The organism is Streptococcus sp. Marseille-Q6488, assembly GCF_946902925.1.
Classification (GTDB): domain Bacteria; phylum Bacillota; class Bacilli; order Lactobacillales; family Streptococcaceae; genus Streptococcus.
In genome coordinates this window covers 13675-33241 of sequence record NZ_CAMPPZ010000010.1, presented here as the reverse complement: position 1 = coordinate 33241, position 19567 = coordinate 13675, and the positions used below count along the sequence as shown (strand labels likewise).

The 19567-nt window shown below is 40.2% G+C and carries 18 protein-coding genes, 1 pseudogene and 1 other annotated feature; all 19 genes and pseudogenes read left to right on the top strand.

Annotated elements, in window-relative coordinates:
- The first annotated feature begins 5 nt into the window (after positions 1-5).
- Positions 6-980: a nucleoid-associated protein gene (locus OVN23_RS05830; protein WP_267240798.1), complete on the top strand. Its 975-nt coding sequence runs from the start codon at positions 6-8 to the stop codon at positions 978-980.
- Entirely contained in the window at positions 980-1594 is a 615-nt protein-coding gene (pmp23, locus tag OVN23_RS05825) for a cell wall hydrolase Pmp23 (RefSeq protein ID WP_004254352.1), read from the top strand. The genes OVN23_RS05830 and pmp23 overlap by 1 nt, the downstream gene beginning before the upstream one ends.
- A 73-nt stretch (positions 1595-1667) precedes the next feature.
- A complete protein-coding gene (locus OVN23_RS05820) occupies positions 1668-2642 on the top strand; it encodes a DUF1002 domain-containing protein (RefSeq protein ID WP_042751122.1) in 975 nt (324 codons plus the stop codon).
- 73 nt (positions 2643-2715) lie between these two features.
- Positions 2716-4074 carry a 23S rRNA (uracil(1939)-C(5))-methyltransferase RlmD gene (gene rlmD / locus OVN23_RS05815; RefSeq protein ID WP_173252955.1) on the top strand — a complete coding sequence of 453 codons (1359 nt, stop codon included), beginning with the start codon at positions 2716-2718 and terminating at the stop codon, positions 4072-4074.
- Between the two features lie 265 nt (positions 4075-4339).
- Positions 4340-4654, top strand: a pseudogene (locus OVN23_RS05810) (transposase family protein); the annotation flags it as partial.
- 142 nt (positions 4655-4796) lie between these two features.
- Positions 4797-6020 carry a cell division peptidoglycan polymerase FtsW gene (ftsW, locus tag OVN23_RS05805; RefSeq protein WP_061439109.1) on the top strand — a complete coding sequence of 408 codons (1224 nt, stop codon included), beginning with the start codon at positions 4797-4799 and terminating at the stop codon, positions 6018-6020.
- 24 nt (positions 6021-6044) lie between these two features.
- A complete protein-coding gene (gene ppc / locus OVN23_RS05800) occupies positions 6045-8741 on the top strand; it encodes a phosphoenolpyruvate carboxylase (protein ID WP_173252953.1) in 2697 nt (898 codons plus the stop codon).
- A 69-nt stretch (positions 8742-8810) separates the two neighbouring features.
- Positions 8811-9028: a binding site (T-box leader), on the top strand.
- A 76-nt stretch (positions 9029-9104) separates the two neighbouring features.
- Positions 9105-9230 (top strand): hypothetical protein, encoded by a 126-nt coding sequence (locus OVN23_RS05795; RefSeq protein ID WP_050211763.1) that lies wholly within the window; start codon positions 9105-9107, stop codon positions 9228-9230.
- Between the two features lie 62 nt (positions 9231-9292).
- Positions 9293-10297: a tryptophan ABC transporter substrate-binding protein gene (gene trpX, locus OVN23_RS05790; RefSeq protein WP_267240797.1), complete on the top strand. Its 1005-nt coding sequence runs from the start codon at positions 9293-9295 to the stop codon at positions 10295-10297.
- 68 nt (positions 10298-10365) lie between these two features.
- Positions 10366-11232 (top strand): ABC transporter permease, encoded by an 867-nt coding sequence (locus OVN23_RS05785; protein ID WP_267240796.1) that lies wholly within the window; start codon positions 10366-10368, stop codon positions 11230-11232.
- Positions 11229-11987, top strand: a complete 759-nt coding sequence (locus OVN23_RS05780; RefSeq protein ID WP_247930265.1) for an ABC transporter ATP-binding protein — start codon at positions 11229-11231, stop codon at positions 11985-11987. The genes OVN23_RS05785 and OVN23_RS05780 overlap by 4 nt, the downstream gene beginning before the upstream one ends.
- A gap of 89 nt (positions 11988-12076) precedes the next feature.
- Positions 12077-13837, top strand: coding sequence for a DNA primase (gene dnaG / locus OVN23_RS05775; protein WP_267240795.1), 1761 nt, complete (start codon positions 12077-12079; stop codon positions 13835-13837).
- A 2-nt stretch (positions 13838-13839) separates the two neighbouring features.
- Positions 13840-14949, top strand: a complete 1110-nt coding sequence (gene rpoD / locus OVN23_RS05770) for an RNA polymerase sigma factor RpoD (protein WP_000201906.1) — start codon at positions 13840-13842, stop codon at positions 14947-14949.
- A gap of 13 nt (positions 14950-14962) precedes the next feature.
- Positions 14963-15292 (top strand): metal-sulfur cluster assembly factor, encoded by a 330-nt coding sequence (locus OVN23_RS05765; protein ID WP_000331929.1) that lies wholly within the window; start codon positions 14963-14965, stop codon positions 15290-15292.
- Positions 15293-15407: 115 nt separating this feature from the next.
- Positions 15408-16451, top strand: coding sequence for an alpha-galactosylglucosyldiacylglycerol synthase (gene cpoA / locus OVN23_RS05760; RefSeq protein WP_267240794.1), 1044 nt, complete (start codon positions 15408-15410; stop codon positions 16449-16451).
- 15 nt (positions 16452-16466) lie between these two features.
- Positions 16467-17792, top strand: a complete 1326-nt coding sequence (locus tag OVN23_RS05755) for a glycosyltransferase family 4 protein (protein ID WP_173234027.1) — start codon at positions 16467-16469, stop codon at positions 17790-17792.
- 29 nt (positions 17793-17821) lie between these two features.
- On the top strand, positions 17822-17998 hold the full coding sequence (locus OVN23_RS05750) for a PspC domain-containing protein (protein ID WP_173234132.1): 177 nt from the start codon (positions 17822-17824) through the stop codon (positions 17996-17998).
- Between the two features lie 58 nt (positions 17999-18056).
- Positions 18057-18191 carry a DUF4044 domain-containing protein gene (locus tag OVN23_RS05745; protein WP_000863859.1) on the top strand — a complete coding sequence of 45 codons (135 nt, stop codon included), beginning with the start codon at positions 18057-18059 and terminating at the stop codon, positions 18189-18191.
- Positions 18192-18254: 63 nt separating this feature from the next.
- Positions 18255-19565, top strand: a complete 1311-nt coding sequence (gene obgE / locus OVN23_RS05740; protein ID WP_173234029.1) for a GTPase ObgE — start codon at positions 18255-18257, stop codon at positions 19563-19565.
- Positions 19566-19567 lie beyond the last annotated feature (2 nt).

The window sequence follows — 19567 nt, the reverse complement described above, 5'->3', positions numbered from 1 at the left end:
CTTTTATGGACATTTATATTAAGAAAGCCATTATTCACCAGTTCAGTCCGGCTGATACCGAGCTGTTTCTAGCGGATAAGCTTCTCAATATTACTCCAAAAATCGAAGAATACCTGCGTAAAAAAATTGAACGTGTGTATTCAGATGAAGCCAAGACTGGGATTTTCGAGGAAGAAAATCTCTTCTTCAATCATATCACAGACGATTTGTTGGAGACATCAGTAGCACTAGCTAATCTCTGGAAAGAGGAGTTCAGCATTTCAGAAAATCTCAAGACCAATGACTTGATTTTTGCGCAATTTTCTAAAGAAGGTGTAGAACATTTTGCTTTCTTGCGAATTGCCCTGCGGGAGACCTTGACCCACCTCGGTGGAGAAGTTGATAATCCAATCAAGCTAACTCAGAATAACCTGCCTGGATTTGGGACGGGTGCTGACGAGGCCTTGGTGGTCAATCTTCAGAGTCGCAAGTACCACCTGATTGAAAAACGAATCAAGTACAACGGGACTTTTTTGAATTACTTTTCAGATAATCTTCTTGCTGTCGCCCCTAAGATTTCTCCTAAGAAATCTATCAAAGAACTGGAAAAAACGGCCCAGAGAATTGCTGAGACTTTTAACACAGATGACTTTCAATTTCAATCCAAGGTCAAATCAGCGATTTTCAACAATCTAGAAGAAAGCAATGAATTGTCACCTGAGAAATTGGCTAACGACCTTTTTGATAATAATCTGACGGCTCGTTTGAGCTTTATTGATCAAGTCAAGGAAGCTGTACCAGAGCCTGTTCAATTTGATGAAATTGATGCCAGTCGCCAGTTAAAGAAATTTGAAAATCAAAAACTCTCCTTGTCAAATGGAATTGAGCTCATCGTTCCCAATAACGTCTATCAAGACGCCGAGTCTGTTGAGTTTATCCAAAACGACAATGGAACTTACTCTATCTTAATCAAAAATATCGAGGATATCCAAAGTAAATAATGTTTAAACGAATTCGAAGAGTGCTTGTACTAGCAGTCTTCCTTTTTGCTGGCTACAAAGCTTACCGCGTTCATCAAGATGTCAAGCAAGTCATGACCTATCAACCCATGGTGCGAGAAATCTTGAGTGAAAAAGACACCCCAGCAAACGAAGAGCTTGTGCTCGCTATGATTTATACCGAAACAAAAGGAAAAGAAGGCGATGTTATGCAGTCTAGTGAGTCTGCAAGTGGTTCCACCAACACCATCAATGATAATGCCTCTAGCATTCGGCAAGGCGTTCAAACTCTGACAGACAATCTCTATCTAGCCCAGAAGCAGGGGGTAGATGTCTGGACAGCTGTTCAAGCCTATAATTTTGGTCCTGCCTATATCGATTTTATCGCACAAAATGGCAAGGAAAATACCTTGGCTCTGGCTAAACAGTACTCTCGTGAGACTGTTGCCCCCTTGCTTGGCAATACCACTGGAAAGACTTATAGTTATATTCACCCCATTTCCATTTTTCATGGAGCCGAACTCTATGTAAATGGAGGAAACTATTATTATTCTAGACAGGTGCAACTCAACCTTTACATCATCAAATGTTTCACTCTCTTTTCAACATCTGGCTAATCCAGGTGTTTTTGTTATAAGTTTTCTTTAAGATAGATATATTACTCTAGAAAGGTAAAGGAGGGAATTCCCTATGAGAAAGAAACTCTTTCTGACCAGTGCTGCGGTCTTGTGGGCAGTAACAGCTATGAATAGCGCCCATGCAGCAACAGATGTTCAAAAAGTTATCGATGAAACCTATGTCCAACCTGAATATGTCCTAGGTTCTTCATTGTCTGAAGATCAAAAAAATCAAACCCTTAAAAAACTAGGCTACAATGCCTCAACAGATACAAAAGAACTCAAGACCATGACACCTGATGTCTATTCTAAGATTATGAATGTTGCCAATGACTCTAGCTTACAATTGTATTCATCAGCCAAGATTCAAAAACTAGGTGACAAATCACCACTTGAGGTCAAGATTGAAACTCCAGAAAACATTACTAAGGTGACGCAGGATATGTACCGAAACGCAGCCGTAACGCTGGGAGTGGAACATGCCAAAATCACTGTAGCAGCACCCATTCCAGTTACAGGTGAGAGTGCCTTAGCAGGGATTTATTATTCGCTAGAAGCTAATGGAGCCAAGGTGCCGCAGGCCAATAAAGATTTGGCTCAAGAAGAGCTAAAGGCTTTGTCAGATATCAATGCTGAAAATAAGGACAAATCAGGCTATGATGCTAATAAATTAAACGTTGCCCTAGCCGATATCAAGTCAGGACTCGCCAAAGCTAAAGAAAGCAAGGGAAATCTGACAGAGGAAGATGTCCGTAAAATTGTTGAAGATACCTTGAAAAATTACAAACTTGATCAGGTTATAACAGGAAACCAAATCAATATCATCATCAATTTTGCTTTGAATCTCTCAAAGAGTGATATCCTCAGCAATGCAGATTTCACTAAAACCCTAAATGACCTTAAACAAAGTATTGTTTCACAAGCTGGCGACAGTTTTAAAAATATCAACCTTAATTTTGATGCGGATAAGGCGCTAGAGGACGGTGGGAACTTCTTAAGCTCCCTCTGGCAAGCCATTGTCAACTTCTTCAAGAGTTTTGGTTCTTAAGAAAAATCATGGTATAATAGATGGTAACCGTAACGTTGCCGTCTTTTTTGTCGGCCAATAGAAAGAGAAGAGAATGTTAAAGAAAAATGATATTGTAGAAGTTGAAATTGTTGACTTGACCCATGAAGGTGCAGGAGTGGCCAAGGTGGATGGTTTGGTCTTTTTTGTAGAGAATGCTTTACCGAGTGAAAAAATTCTCATGCGTGTCCTCAAGGTCAATAAAAAGATTGGCTTTGGAAAAGTTGAAAAATACCTTGTCCAGTCACCACACCGTAATCAAGATCTAGATTTGGCTTACCTGCGTTCAGGAATCGCGGATTTAGGACACCTTTCTTATCCAGAACAGCTCAAGTTTAAAACTAAGCAAGTCAAGGACAGTCTATACAAGATTGCTGGAATTGCTGATGTAGAGGTTGCTGAGACGCTTGGTATGGAAAATCCAGTCAAGTACCGCAACAAAGCACAGGTCCCTGTTCGTCGTGTTAATGCTATCTTAGAAACAGGATTTTTCCGTAAGAATTCCCACGACCTCATGCCTCTGGAAGATTTCTTTATCCAAGATCCTGTGATTGATGAGGTAGTAGTAGCTCTACGTGACTTGCTCCGTCGTTATGACCTGAAACCTTATGATGAAAAGGAACAATCTGGCTTGATTCGAAATCTTGTGGTACGTCGTGGACACTATTCAGGACAAATCATGGTTATTTTGGTGACCACTCGTCCGAAGATTTTTCGTGTAGAGCAATTGATTGAACAACTAATCAAGCAGTTCCCAGATATTGTGTCTGTTATGCAAAATATCAATGACCAGAACACTAATGCTATTTTTGGTAAGGAATGGCGCACACTTTATGGACAAGACTATATTACCGACCAAATGTTGGGAAATGACTACCAAATCGCTGGACCCGCTTTTTACCAAGTCAATACTGAAATGGCTGAAAAACTTTATCAAACAGCCATTGACTTTGCTGAATTAAGAGCAGATGATGTGGTTATCGATGCTTATTCTGGTATTGGAACAATTGGCCTCTCTGTTGCTAAACATGTCAAAGAAGTTTATGGTGTTGAAGTCATTCCAGAAGCGGTTGAAAATAGCAAGAAAAATGCTAGCTTGAACGGCATTACTAACGCCTACTATGTCTGCGACACAGCTGAAAATGCTATGAAGACTTGGCTTAAAGATGGAATAGAACCAACCGTTATCTTGGTTGATCCTCCACGCAAGGGCTTAACCGAAAGCTTTATCAAGGCAAGTAGCCAAACAGGAGCTGATCGCATTGCCTATATTTCTTGTAATGTCGCAACTATGGCACGTGATATCAAACTCTACCAAGAGTTGGGATATGAGTTGAAGAAAGTACAGCCGGTTGACCTATTTCCCCAGACGCATCATGTCGAATGTGTAAGTTTGTTAGAGAAACGTAGTTAATCCTCAAAAGGTTCCCCAAACCTTTTGAGTTCCGCAGACTTACCATGTTGAGGCAGTATCACTGCTTGTACAAGCTGAGGTATCAGCGAAGTAGAAGTAAATGTTCTCCCATTCGATAGGACTCGTAGAATGAAGAGGAAAACCGACGAAACGATACGGTAAGTCCGAAACGCTCAGTGTGTAAGCTTGTTGCTAAAAGCGTAAAAACCTTTGAACGAAAGGAATAATAGACTTTCTGCGAAACAAAATATAATACAATAAAACTATGAATTCTGAAGCAAGTCAGCAATTAAGCGATAGCCGTTTCAAGAGCCTTGTAGGTGTTCAGCGCACGACTTTTGAAGAGATGTTAGCTGTGTTAAAAACAGCTTATCAACGTAAACGCGCAAAAGGTGGACGAAAACCCAAATTAAGCCTAGACTATCTCCTCAAGGTAACTATTCAATACATGCGAGAATAGCGCACTTATGAACAAATTGCGGCTGATTTTAGTATTCACGAAAGCAACTTAATCCATCGGAGTCAATGGGTTGAAGCAACTCTTATTCAAAATGGTTTTACGATTTCAAATTCTGCCCTAATTATAAAAAACAGTAAAATTCGAAGGATTGTAAGGTAAGAGTTTTTTTCTTTCTGAAAAAATGGTATAATAGCAATCAAAACTAGAAAATAAAACGGAATTTGGAACAGATTTGTCTGTATCCTAGTAGAGTGGTGATACTATGAAGATTAGTAAGAGGCACTTATTAAATTATTCCATCTTGATTCCCTACTTGCTTTTATCTATTTTGGGCTTGATTGTGGTCTATTCGACCACCAGCGCTATTTTAATTGAAGAAGGCAAGAGCGCCTTGCAATTGGTTCGAAATCAAGGAATCTTTTGGATTGTTAGTTTGATACTGATTGCCTTAATTTATAAATTGAGACTAGATTTTTTGAGAAATGAGCGACTAATCATTTTAGTTATATTGATAGAAATGGTTTTATTGTTTTTGGCTCGTTTTATTGGTATTTCCGTGAACGGGGCATACGGTTGGATTTCGGTTGCAGGAGTAACTATTCAGCCAGCTGAGTACTTAAAAATCATTATTATTTGGTATTTGGCTCACCGATTCTCCAAACAGCAAGAAGAAATAGCTATTTATGATTTTCAAGTTTTGACTCAAAATCAATGGCTTCCCCGTGCTTTTAATGATTGGCGATTCGTTCTCCTGGTTCTGATTGGAAGTTTGGGAATTTTCCCTGATTTAGGAAATGCGACTATTTTAGTATTGGTTTCCTTGATTATGTATACAGTTAGTGGAATCGCTTATCGTTGGTTTTCAACCATTCTGGCGCTCGTATCTGCCGCTTCTGTCTTTGTCTTGACCACTATCAGCCTAATCGGTGTTGAGACCTTTTCAAAAATTCCAGTATTTGGCTATGTGGCCAAGCGCTTTAGTGCCTTTTTTAATCCTTTTGCCGATCGTGCGGATGCGGGTCACCAGTTATCTAATTCTTATTTTGCCATGGTCAATGGCGGTTGGTTTGGTCTAGGTCTTGGGAATTCGATTGAAAAACGAGGTTATTTACCAGAAGCTCATACAGACTTTGTCTTTTCTATCGTGATTGAAGAATTTGGCTTTGTTGGTGCCAGTCTGATTTTAGCTCTCTTGTTTTTCATGATTTTGCGGATTATCTTGGTCGGTATCCGAGCGGAGAATCCTTTCAATGCCATGGTTGCACTCGGTGTCGGAGGGATGATGTTGGTTCAGGTATTTGTCAATATCGGAGGGATTTCGGGCTTGATTCCATCTACAGGAGTAACCTTTCCCTTCTTATCCCAGGGTGGAAACAGTCTTCTAGTCTTGTCAGTGGCAGTGGCCTTTGTCTTAAATATTGATGCCAGTGAAAAACGCGCTAAGTTGTACCGAGAATTGGAAAATCAACCAATGAACCTTCTGTGAAGTAGAATAAAGAAAGGATAGTCTATGTCTCTTCAAAAATTAGAAAATTATAGTAATAAAAGTGTTGTGCAAGAAGAAGTATTGATTCTAACAGAATTGCTGGAAGATATTACTAAAAATATGCTTGCCCCAGAGACCTTTGAAAAAATCATGCAGTTGAAAGAATTATCAACGCAGGAAGATTATCAAGGTCTAAACCGTCTAGTGACTAGCTTATCAAATGATGAAATGGTCTATATTTCACGCTATTTTTCAATCTTACCTCTTTTGATTAATATTTCAGAGGATGTGGATTTAGCTTATGAAATCAATCATCAAAATAATATTGATCAGGACTATTTAGGTAAATTATCTACAACGATCAAAATGGTTGCTGAAAAAGAAAATGCCGTTGAAATTCTTGAACACTTGAATGTTGTCCCTGTTTTGACAGCCCATCCAACACAAGTGCAACGCAAAAGTATGTTGGATTTAACAAATCATATTCATAGTCTTTTGCGTAAATACCGTGATGTTAAGTTGGGGTTGATCAATAAAGAAAAATGGCACAATGATTTGCGTCGTTACATCGAAATTATTATGCAGACAGACATGATTCGTGAGAAAAAATTAAAAGTGACTAACGAAATCACGAATGCTATGGAATATTACAACAGCTCCTTTTTGAAAGCTGTACCTCACTTGACGACGGAGTATAAGCGCTTAGCGCAAGCACATGGGTTGAATTTAAAACAGGCTAAGCCAATCACCATGGGTATGTGGATTGGTGGAGACCGTGATGGTAATCCCTTTGTTACAGCAGATACCTTGAAACAGTCTGCACTCACTCAGTGTGAAGTCATCATGAACTATTATGATGAAAAGATTTACCAACTTTATCGTGAGTTTTCTCTTTCAACTAGCATTGTCAATGTAAGTAAGCAAGTCAGAGAAATGGCTCGTCAATCCAAGGATAACTCGATTTACCGCGAAAAAGAGCTTTACCGTCGTGCCTTGTTTGATATTCAATCAAAAATCCAAGCAACAAAAACCTATCTGATTGAGGATAAGGAAGTTGGGACTCGTTATGAAACCGCCAATGATTTCTACAAGGATTTGATTGCCATTCGAGATTCTCTACTAGAAAATAAGAGCGAGTCCTTGATTTCAGGTGATTTTGTGGAATTATTGCAGGCAGTAGAGATATTTGGTTTTTACCTAGCATCAATTGATATGCGACAAGACTCTAGCGTCTATGAAGCCTGTGTGGCAGAACTCTTGAAATCAGCAGGAATTCATTCTCGATATAGCGAGTTGAGCGAAGAAGAAAAATGTGACCTTCTCTTGAAAGAGTTAGAAGAAGATCCCCGAATTCTTTCTGCGACTCACGCAGAGAAATCAGAATTATTAGCAAAAGAACTAGCTATTTTTAAGACGGCTCGTGTTTTGAAAGATAAGTTGGGAGATGATGTCATCCGTCAGACCATCATTTCACATGCAACCAGCCTTTCTGATATGCTAGAATTAGCTATTCTATTAAAAGAAGTAGGACTGGTGGATACGGAAAGGGCGCGTGTTCAGATTGTTCCCCTTTTTGAAACAATTGAAGACTTGGATCATTCAGAGGAAACAATGAGACAATATCTTTCTCTTCCTCTTGCCAAAAAATGGATTGCTTCACGTAATAACTATCAAGAAATCATGTTGGGCTACTCTGACAGTAATAAAGATGGCGGTTACTTGTCATCATGTTGGACCCTCTACAAGGCTCAACAACAATTGACTGCTATTGGAGATGAATTTGGCGTTAAGGTTACCTTCTTCCATGGCCGTGGTGGGACTGTCGGTCGTGGTGGTGGGCCAACCTATGAAGCCATCACATCTCAACCGCTCAAGTCTATCAAGGATCGTATCCGCTTGACGGAGCAGGGTGAAGTAATTGGCAATAAATACGGTAATAAAGACGCTGCTTACTATAACCTTGAAATGCTAGTATCGGCAGCTATTAACCGTATGATTACTCAGAAGAAGAGCGATACCAATACCTCAAATCGTTATGAAGCCATTATGGATCAAGTAGTGGACCGTAGTTACGATATCTACCGTGATTTGGTCTTTGGTAATGAGCATTTCTATGATTATTTCTTCGAGTCAAGTCCAATCAAGGCTATTTCAAGTTTTAATATTGGTTCTCGTCCAGCCGCCCGTAAGACGATTACTGAAATCGGTGGTTTGCGTGCCATCCCTTGGGTATTCTCATGGTCACAGAGTCGTGTTATGTTCCCTGGATGGTACGGGGTTGGTTCAAGCTTCAAGGAATTTATCGATAAAAATCCAGAGAATATTGCTATCTTACGAGACATGTACCAAAATTGGCCTTTCTTCCAATCGCTTCTTTCAAATGTTGATATGGTTTTGTCAAAATCAAATATGAATATTGCTTTTGAATATGCTAAACTTTGTGAAGATGAGCAAGTTAAGGCCATCTATGAGACTATTTTAAATGAATGGCAAGTTACTAAGAACGTTATCTTGGCTATTGAAGGACATGACGAACTCTTAGCTGACAATCCATATCTAAAAGCTAGTCTGGATTACCGTATGCCTTACTTTAATATTCTCAACTATATTCAGTTAGAGTTGATTAAACGCCAACGTCGTGGAGAATTGTCAAGTGATCAAGAACGATTGATTCATATCACCATCAACGGAATTGCGACAGGATTGCGTAATTCAGGCTAATCATTTTCAAAAGTGAAGATGAAAAAAATTCTAATAGACTATTGACAAGTAGTTTAAAAATGATATAATTTAACCATTCAGAAAAGTAATCGTACAAACTTTTTAGAGAGTCTGTGGTAGCTGAAAACAGATAAGTGGCGATGATGAAAATTGGGCTGAATGCTATTTAGAATTTGAAATCATAAAAATTCGGTGAGCACACCTTACAGTGCATCTCGTTATTGCGAGACAGAGCGATAGGGAAATTCCCTATAATTGAGGTGGTACCGCGCATCGACGTCCTCACACAAGTTTTTTGTGTGAGGATTTTTTTGATGGAGGTTAGTATGGAAAGAAAACGATGGCGTCGCTTGTTTATACTCAATGAAAATCAAAGTACAAACTAGGAAGCTAGCCGCAGGCTGCTCAAAACATTGTTTTGAGGTTGTGGATAGAACTGACAGAGTCAGTATCATATACCTACGGCAAGGTGAAGCTGACGTGGTTTGAAGAGATTTTCGAAGAGTATTAGATAAGTGAAGTATTTTAAAGGAATAAAAAGGAGAAATAGAATGAAAAATAAACGTTTAATTGGAATTATTGCTGCATTAGCAGTCTTAGTAGCAGGAAGCTTGATTTACTCTTCAATGAATAAACCAGAAGCTCAGAATAATAAGGATGAGAAGAAAATAACCAAGATTGGTGTGCTTCAATTTGTGAGTCATCCATCCCTTGATTTGATTTATAAAGGGATTCAAGCTGGACTTGCAGAAGAAGGTTATAAAGATGACCAGTTGAAGATCGACTTTATGAACTCAGAAGGTGACCAAAGTAAGGTTGCGACAATGAGTAAACAATTGGTTGCAAATGGGAATGACCTTGTGGTTGGTATTGCAACACCAGCTGCTCAAGGTTTGGCAAGCGCCACAAAAGACCTACCTGTTATCATGGCTGCTATTACAGACCCAATTGGTGCTAACTTGGTCAAAGATTTGAAAAAACCAGGTGGCAACATTACAGGGGTATCTGACCACAATCCAGCTCAACAACAAGTTGAACTCATCAAAGCTTTGACACCGAATGTGAAAACAATCGGAGCTCTTTACTCAAGCAGCGAAGATAATTCAAAAACACAGGTCGAAGAATTTAAGGCTTATGCTGAAAAAGCAGGTCTGACAGTGGAAACATTTGCAGTTCCTTCAACAAATGAAATTGCCTCAACTGTCACTGTTATGACTAGCAAGGTAGATGCTATTTGGGTTCCAATTGATAACACCATTGCATCAGGATTTCCAACGGTTGTCTCTAGCAATCAAAGTTCTAAGAAACCAATTTATCCAAGTGCGACAGCTATGGTAGAAGTAGGTGGTTTGGCATCAGTTGTAGTTGACCAACATGACCTTGGTGTGGCAACTGGTAAAATGATTGCGCAAGTCTTGAAAGGTGCAAAACCAGCCGATACCCCAGTCAATGTCTTTTCAACTGGTAAGTCAGTGATCAATAAAAAAATAGCACAAGAACTAGGTATTACGATTCCTGAGTCTGTTCTCAAAGAAGCAGGACAAGTCATCGAATAAATAAGGTAGGGAGGAGGAGACTCTTCCCATTTTTTAAAAAGATGAATATAGAAAGGATTAAATAAAATATGATTGTTTCCATTATTTCTCAAGGATTTGTCTGGGCTATTCTAGGTCTGGGAATCTTTATGACATTTAGGATTTTGAACTTTCCAGATATGACAACAGAAGGTTCTTTCCCTCTTGGGGGAGCTGTTGCTGTCACTTTGATAACCAAAGGCGTGAATCCCTTTTTAGCAACACTGCTTGCTGTTGGAGCAGGTTGTTTGGCTGGAATGGTTGCGGGGCTTCTTTATACAAAAGGGAAAATCCCAACCTTGCTCTCAGGGATTTTGGTGATGACTTCTTGTCACTCAATCATGCTCTTGATTATGGGACGTGCGAATTTAGGCCTGCTTGGAACCAAGCAAATTCAGGATGTTTTGCCTTTTGATTCGGATTTGAATCAACTCTTGACAGGTCTCATCTTTGTGAGTATTGTTATTGCTCTCATGCTCTTTTTCTTGGACACCAAACTAGGACAAGCCTATATTGCTACAGGTGACAATCCTGATATGGCTAGAAGTTTCGGGATTCATACTGGGCGCATGGAGCTTATGGGCTTGGTCTTATCAAATGGTGTGATTGCCCTTGCAGGCGCTCTCATTGCCCAGCAAGAAGGCTATGCCGATGTGTCTCGAGGAATCGGGGTTATCGTTGTGGGGCTTGCAAGTTTGATTATTGGAGAAGTTATCTTTAAGAGCTTGAGCTTGGCAGAGCGTTTGGTTACCATTGTTGTCGGTTCTATCGCCTATCAATTCTTAGTATGGGCAGTTATCGCGCTTGGCTTTAACACAAGTTACCTTCGTCTATACAGTGCAGTGATTTTAGCAGTCTGCCTCATGATTCCAACATTTAAGCAAACAATCTTGAAAGGAGCCAAATTAAGCAAATGACAGCAATTGTAGAATTAAAAAATGCAACCAAAGTCGTTAAAAATGGCTTTGATGAAGAAAAGATTATTTTAAATGATGTTTCCTTAGAAATTTTTGAACAGGATTTCATCACGATTTTAGGTGGAAATGGTGCTGGGAAATCAACTCTCTTTAACACTATTGCAGGAACCTTGTCCTTAACCAGTGGAACCATCCGTATTTTAGGTGAGGATGTTACAAAGTTTTCACCAGAAAAGCGGGCTAAGTATCTGTCTCGTGTTTTCCAAGATCCAAAGATGGGGACAGCTCCTCGTATGACAGTGGCAGAGAATCTCTTGATTGCCAAGTTTCGTGGTGAAAAGCGTGGATTGTTACCAAGACGTCTGGCTAGCTATAAGGATGAGTTTCAGACAACAATTGAAAAAGTAGGAAATGGTCTTGAGAAACACTTGAATACACCAATTGAGTTCTTATCAGGTGGGCAAAGACAGGCCTTGAGTCTCTTGATGGCAACCTTGAAGCGACCTGAATTACTCTTGTTAGACGAGCATACTGCAGCTCTTGATCCAAAGACCAGTGTTGCCCTCATGGAATTGACGGATGAATTTGTCAAGAAAGATCAGCTGACAGCGCTTATGATTACCCACCATATGGAAGATGCTCTCAAATATGGCAATCGCTTAATTGTCATGAAAGAAGGACGAATTATCCAAGATTTGAACCAAGAAGAAAAAGCAAAAATGAAAATCTCTGATTATTATCAGCTCTTTGAATAAAGTAAGGAAAATGAGTGAAATGGTTTACTTTTTTTCTGAAATAAAGTATACTATATAAAGTAAACTATGATAACATGGAGGTATTGTGTATGGTTGACAAACAAGTCATTGAAGAAATCAAAAACAATGCCAACATTGTGGAAGTCATAGGGGATGTGATTTCTTTACAAAAGGCAGGACGGAACTATCTAGGGCTCTGTCCTTTTCATGGTGAAAAAACACCTTCTTTCAACGTTGTAGAGGACAAGCAGTTTTACCACTGTTTTGGTTGTGGCCGCTCGGGTGATGTCTTTAAGTTCATCGAGGAGTACCAAGGGGTTCCTTTTATGGAAGCTGTCCAAATCTTAGGTCAGCGTGTTGGAATTGAGGTGGAAAAACCGCTTTATAGTGAACAAAAGCCAGTTTCGCCTCACCAAGCTCTTTATGATATGCACGAAGATGCAGCCAAATTTTACCATGCTATTCTCATGACAGCGACCATGGGGGAAGAGGCCAGAAATTACCTCTATCAGCGTGGTTTGACAGATGAAGTGCTCAAGCATTTTCGGATTGGTTTAGCACCTCCAGAACGAAACTATCTCTATCAACGTTTGTCTGGTCAGTATCGTGATGAGGATTTCCTAGATTCAGGACTGTTTTACCTCTCAGATGCCAATCAATTTGTAGACACCTTTCACAATCGCATTATGTTTCCCCTGACAAATGACCAGGGAAAGGTTATTGCCTTCTCAGGTCGTATCTGGCAGAAAACGGATTCACAAACTTCTAAGTATAAAAATAGCCGATCGACTGCAATTTTTAACAAAAGTTACGAATTATATCATATGGATAGGGCAAAAAAATCTTCTGGAAAAGCCAGCGAGATTTACCTGATGGAAGGATTCATGGATGTCATTGCAGCTTATCGGTCTGGAATCGAAAACGCTGTCGCATCTATGGGAACAGCCTTGAGTCGTGAGCATGTTGAGCATCTGAAAAGGTTAACCAAGAAGTTGGTTCTTGTTTACGATGGCGATAAGGCTGGGCAAGCTGCGACATTGAAAGTGCTGGACGAAATTGGTGATATGCCTGTGCAAATCGTCAGCATGCCTGATAACTTGGATCCAGATGAATATCTACAAAAAAATGGACCAGAAGACTTGGCCTATCTATTAACAAAAACTCGTATTAGTCCGATTGAGTTCTACATTCATCAGTATAAGCCTGAAAATAGTGAAAATCTGCAGGCCCAGATTGAGTTTATTGAAAAAATAGCTCCCTTGATTGTTCAAGAAAAGTCCATCACTGCTCAAAACAGCTATATTCATATTTTAGCTGACAGTCTGGCATCCTTTGATTATGCCCAGATTGAGCAGATTGTTAATGAGTGTCGTCAGGCGCAAAGGCAGAATCGCATGGAAGGGGTTTCCAGACCGACGCAAATCACTATGCCTGTCACCAAGCAGTTATCGGCTATTATGAGGGCAGAAGCTCATCTACTTTATCGAATGATGGAATCCCCTCTTGTTTTGAATGATTACCGTTTGAGAGAAGACTTTGCATTTGAAACACCTGAATTTCAGGTCTTATATGACTTGCTTGGTCAGTATGGCAATCTTCCTCCAGAAGTTTTAGCGGAACAGACAGATGAAGTTGAAAGAGCTTGGTATCAGGTTTTAGCTCAGGATTTGCCTGTTGAGATGTCACCGCAGGAACTTAGTGAAGTAGAGTTGACTCGAAATAAGGCTCTCTTGAATCAGGACAATATGAGAATCAAAAAGAAGGTGCAGGAAGCTAGCCATGTAGGAGATACAGATACAGCCCTAGAAGAATTGGAACGTTTAATTTCCCAAAAGAGAAGAATGGAGTAATAATGGCAACAAAACAAAAAGAAGTAACAACATTTGACGTACAAGTAGCAGAATTTATCCGTAATCATAAGCAAAAAGGGACAGCAACAGATGATGAAATCAATGCTAGTCTTGTCGTTCCTTTTACCTTGGACGCTGATGGGATTGAAGATCTCTTGCAACGGATTCAGGATGCAGGAATTTCGATCACAGATAACGAAGGAAATCCGAGTGCGCGTGTTCTTAGCAATGAAGAAGAACCAGAACTCAGCGATGAGGACTTGATTGGGTCAACTTCTGCTAAGGTTAATGACCCTGTCCGTATGTACTTGAAAGAAATCGGAGTCGTTCCTCTCTTGACCAATGAAGAGGAAAAAGAATTGGCACTGGCTGTTGAAGCTGGTGATATCGAAGCCAAACAACGTCTTGCGGAAGCCAACCTTCGTTTGGTTGTTTCCATCGCCAAACGCTATGTCGGTCGTGGTATGCAGTTCCTTGACTTGATTCAAGAAGGAAATATGGGCTTGATGAAGGCGGTTGACAAGTTTGACTATTCTAAAGGGTTCAAGTTTTCAACTTATGCAACTTGGTGGATTCGTCAGGCCATCACTCGTGCTATTGCGGATCAAGCTCGTACCATCCGTATCCCTGTCCACATGGTTGAAACCATCAATAAATTGGTTCGTGAACAACGTAATCTCCTTCAAGAATTAGGTCAAGATCCAACACCAGAACAGATTGCTGAACGTATGGATATGACACCTGATAAGGTTCGTGAAATCTTGAAGATTGCTCAAGAACCAGTATCTCTTGAAACTCCTATCGGTGAAGAAGATGATAGCCATCTTGGAGACTTTATCGAAGATGAAGTGATTGAAAATCCAGTGGATTATACGACTCGTATCGTCTTGCGTGAGCAGTTGGATGAGGTCTTGGATACTCTTACAGACCGTGAAGAAAATGTTTTGCGTCTACGTTTTGGACTAGATGATGGGAAAATGCGCACTCTTGAAGATGTGGGTAAAGTCTTTAACGTGACTCGCGAGCGTATCCGTCAGATTGAAGCTAAAGCTTTGAGAAAATTACGCCAACCAAGTCGCAGCAAACCGCTTCGTGATTTTATTGAAGACTAAGAGTGAGGAAAATATGGCTTATACAGAAGAGCAAATCGAAAACATCAAAACACGGATTTTAACAGCCTTAGAAGAAGTCATCGACCCTGAGTTGGGAATCGATATTGTCAATCTTGGTTTAATTTATGAGATTCGTTTTGACGGTGACACAGGGCAAACAGAGATTGATATGACTTTGACAACTATGGGTTGTCCCCTAGCAGACCTTTTGACAGACCAGATTTATGATGCCATGACAGAGGTGCCAGAAGTAACGGATACTGAGGTCAAATTAGTTTGGTATCCAGCCTGGACAGTTGAAAAAATGAGTCGCTATGCACGCATTGCCCTAGGCATTAAGTAAACAAATAAAAGCATGTGAGAGATTATTGGAAGAGCGAGGAAATTTCCCCCTCTTTTCCTCTAGTCTCTCCTTTCTTTTGCTGATTTTATTCAAAGAAAATGATATAATAGTAGTTATGGAAAAAAAGAAATTACGTATCAATATGTTGAGTTCAAGTGAGAAAGTAGCAGGACAAGGAGTTTCAGGTGCTTATCGTGAATTAGTTCGTCTTCTTCACCGTGATGCCAAGGACCAATTGATTGTTACAGAAAATCTTCCAATAGAGGCAGATGTGACTCACTTTCATACAATTGATTTCCCCTATTATTTATCAACCTTCCAAAAGAAACGCTCAGGAAGGAAAATTGGCTATGTGCATTTCTTGCCTGATACACTTGATGGGAGTTTGAAAATTCCATTTTTCTTAAAGGGAATTGTGAAACGCTATGTATTTTCTTTTTACAACCGGATGGAGCACCTGGTGGTGGTCAATCCTATGTTCATTGAGGATTTGGTGGCGGCTGGTATTCCACGTGAAAAAGTGACTTATATTCCTAACTTTGTCAACAAGGAAAAATGGCATCCACTTCCACAAGAAGAGGTAGTCAGACTGCGTACAGAGCTAGGTCTTAGTGACAATCAGTTTATCGTAGTAGGTGCTGGTCAAGTTCAGAAACGCAAAGGGATTGACGATTTTATCCGTCTGGCTGAGGAATTGCCGCAGATTACCTTTATCTGGGCTGGCGGTTTTTCTTTTGGTGGCATGACAGATGGTTATGAACGCTACAAGAAAATCATGGAAAATCCACCTGAAAATTTGATGTTTCCAGGCATTGTGTCGCCAGAGCGGATGCGCGAATTGTATGCCCTAGCGAATCTTTTCTTGTTGCCTAGTTACAATGAACTCTTTCCGATGACGATTTTAGAGGCTGCCAGTTGTGAAGCTCCGATTATGTTGCGTGATTTGGATCTTTATAAGGTGATTTTGGAGGGAAATTATCGGGCGACAGCAGATAGAGAAGAGATGAAAGAAGCTATTTTGGAATATCAAGCAAATCCTGATGCTTTAAAAGATCTCAAAGAAAAAGCTAAGAATATTTCCAGAGAGTATTCAGAAGAGCATTTGTTACAAATCTGGTTGGACTTTTATGAGAAACAAGCCACTTTAGGGAGAAAGTAAAAAGTGAGGTAATCTATGCGAATTGGTTTATTTACAGATACCTATTTTCCTCAGGTTTCAGGTGTTGCGACCAGTATTCGAACCTTGAAAACAGAACTTGAAAAACAGGGACATGCTGTTTTTATCTTTACGACGACAGATAAGGATGTCAATCGCTATGAAGATTGGCAAATTATCCGCATTCCAAGTGTTCCCTTCTTTGCTTTTAAGGATCGCCGCTTTGCCTATCGAGGATTCAGTAAGGCACTTGAAATTGCTAAACAATATCAGCTAGATATTATCCACACTCAGACAGAATTTTCTCTTGGCTTGTTGGGGATTTGGATTGCGCGTGAATTGAAAATTCCAGTCATCCATACCTATCACACCCAGTACGAAGACTATGTGCATTATATTGCCAAGGGGATGTTGATTCGTCCTAGTATGGTCAAGTATCTGGTCAGAGGTTTCCTGCACGATGTGGATGGGGTTATTTGCCCGAGTGAGATTGTCCGTGATTTGCTATCTGACTATAAGGTCAAGGTTGAAAAACGCGTCATTCCAACTGGGATTGAATTAGCCAAGTTTGAGCGTCCGGAAATCAAGCAGGAAAATTTGAAAGAACTGCGTAGTAAATTAGGGATTCAAGATGATGAACAGATGTTGCTTAGTCTTTCCAGAATTTCCTATGAAAAAAATATTCAAGCAGTTTTAGCAGCCTTTGCAGAAGTTCTGAAAGAAGAAGACAAGGTTAAACTGGTGGTAGCTGGGGATGGTCCTTATCTGGATGATCTCAAAGAGCAAGCTCAGAAACTAGAGATTCAAGACTCTGTTGTCTTTACAGGGATGATTGCTCCTAGTGAGACGGCTCTTTATTATAAGGCGGCAGATTTCTTCATCTCGGCATCGACAAGTGAAACGCAGGGTTTGACCTACTTGGAAAGCTTAGCTAGTGGAACGCCTGTTATTGCTCACGGAAATCCGTATCTGGACAATCTTATTAGTGATAAAATGTTTGGTACCTTGTATTACGGCGAGTATGATTTGGCTGGAGCCATTTTAGAAGCCCTGATTGCAACACCAGACATGAATGAGCATACCTTATCAGAAAAATTGTACGAGATTTCGGCTGAGAACTTTGGGAAACGGGTGCATGAGTTTTATCTTGATGCTATTATTTCAAATAATTTCCAGAAAGATTTAGCAAAAGATGATACGGTCAGTCAGCGTATTTTTAAAACAGTTTTGTATCTTCCGCAAAAGGTAGTCGCTGTACCGGTAAAAGGCTCTAGACGCATGCTGAAGGCTTCAAAAACACAGTTAATCAGCATCAGAGATTATTGGAAAGACCATGAAGAATAGAAAGAGGAATAGCTATGAAAAAACAATTGATGAGAGGTGGTAGTGATCAAAAAATTGCTGGTGTTTGTGCTGGGGTAGCCCATTATTTTGATATGGATCCGACTATTGTTCGTGTAATATGGGGTGTTCTTGCTTGCTGTTACGGAGCGGGAATTGTAGCTTATATCATTTTATGGATTATCGCACCAGTAGCAAGTGACTATTGAAAACTAGCTCAATTCATGCTAAGATAATAGAAAATAGAATGTAACGAAGGAGAGAAAAATGGCATTTGGAGATAATGGAAATCGTAAAAAAACGATGTTTGAGAAAATAACCTTGTTTATCGTGATTATCATGCTAGTAGCAAGTTTATTGGGAATTTTTGCAACTGCAATTGGTGCCCTCAGTAATCTATAAAATAGATTCAAGAAAATTTAGTGACTGGGATTTCCCAGCCCTTTTTTAAAGTGAGAAGAAATAATGAGTATGTTTTTAGATACAGCCAAGATTAAGGTCAAGGCTGGTAATGGTGGCGATGGTATGGTTGCCTTTCGCCGTGAAAAATATGTCCCTAATGGTGGTCCTTGGGGTGGTGATGGTGGTCGTGGAGGCAATGTCGTCTTCGTTGTAGATGAAGGTCTACGTACCCTCATGGATTTCCGCTATAATCGCCATTTCAAGGCTGATTCTGGTGAGAAAGGAATGACCAAAGGGATGCATGGTCGTGGTGCAGAGGATCTCAGAGTTCGTGTTCCACAAGGTACGACTGTTCGTGATGCAGAGACTGGCAAGGTTTTGAAAGATTTGATTGAACATGGTCAAGAATTTATTGTAGCCCACGGTGGTCGTGGTGGACGTGGAAACATCCGCTTTGCGACACCCAAAAATCCTGCACCTGAAATCTCTGAAAACGGAGAACCAGGTCAGGAACGTGAGTTACAATTGGAACTAAAAATCTTGGCAGATGTCGGTTTAGTAGGATTCCCATCTGTTGGGAAATCAACACTTTTAAGTGTTATTACCTCAGCTAAACCTAAAATTGGAGCCTACCACTTTACGACAATTGTACCAAATTTAGGTATGGTTCGCACCCAATCGGGTGAATCTTTTGCAGTAGCCGATTTACCAGGTTTGATTGAAGGGGCTAGTCAAGGTGTTGGTTTGGGAACCCAGTTCCTCCGCCACATTGAGCGTACACGTGTCATCCTCCATATCATTGATATGTCAGCTAGCGAAGGCCGTGATCCTTATGAGGACTACCTAGCTATCAATAAAGAGCTGGAGTCATACAATCTTCGTCTCATGGAGCGTCCACAGATTATCGTAGCCAATAAGATGGATATGCCTGAGAGTCAGGAAAATCTTGAAGAATTCAAGAAGAAATTGGCTGAAAACTACGATGAATTTGAAGAGTTACCAGCTATCTTCCCGATTTCTGGATTGACCAAGCAAGGTTTGGCAACGCTCTTGGATGCGACAGCTGAATTGTTAGACAAGACACCAGAATTCTTGCTCTACGACGAGTCAGATATGGAAGAAGAAGCTTACTATGGATTTGACGAGGAAGAAAAAGCCTTTGAAATTAGTCGTGATGACGATGCAACATGGGTGCTTTCTGGTGAAAAACTCATGAAACTCTTTAATATGACCAACTTTGATCGTGATGAATCTGTTATGAAATTTGCCCGCCAACTTCGTGGTATGGGGGTTGATGAAGCCCTTCGTGCGCGTGGTGCTAAGGATGGGGATTTGGTCCGCATTGGTAAATTTGAGTTTGAATTTGTAGACTAGGA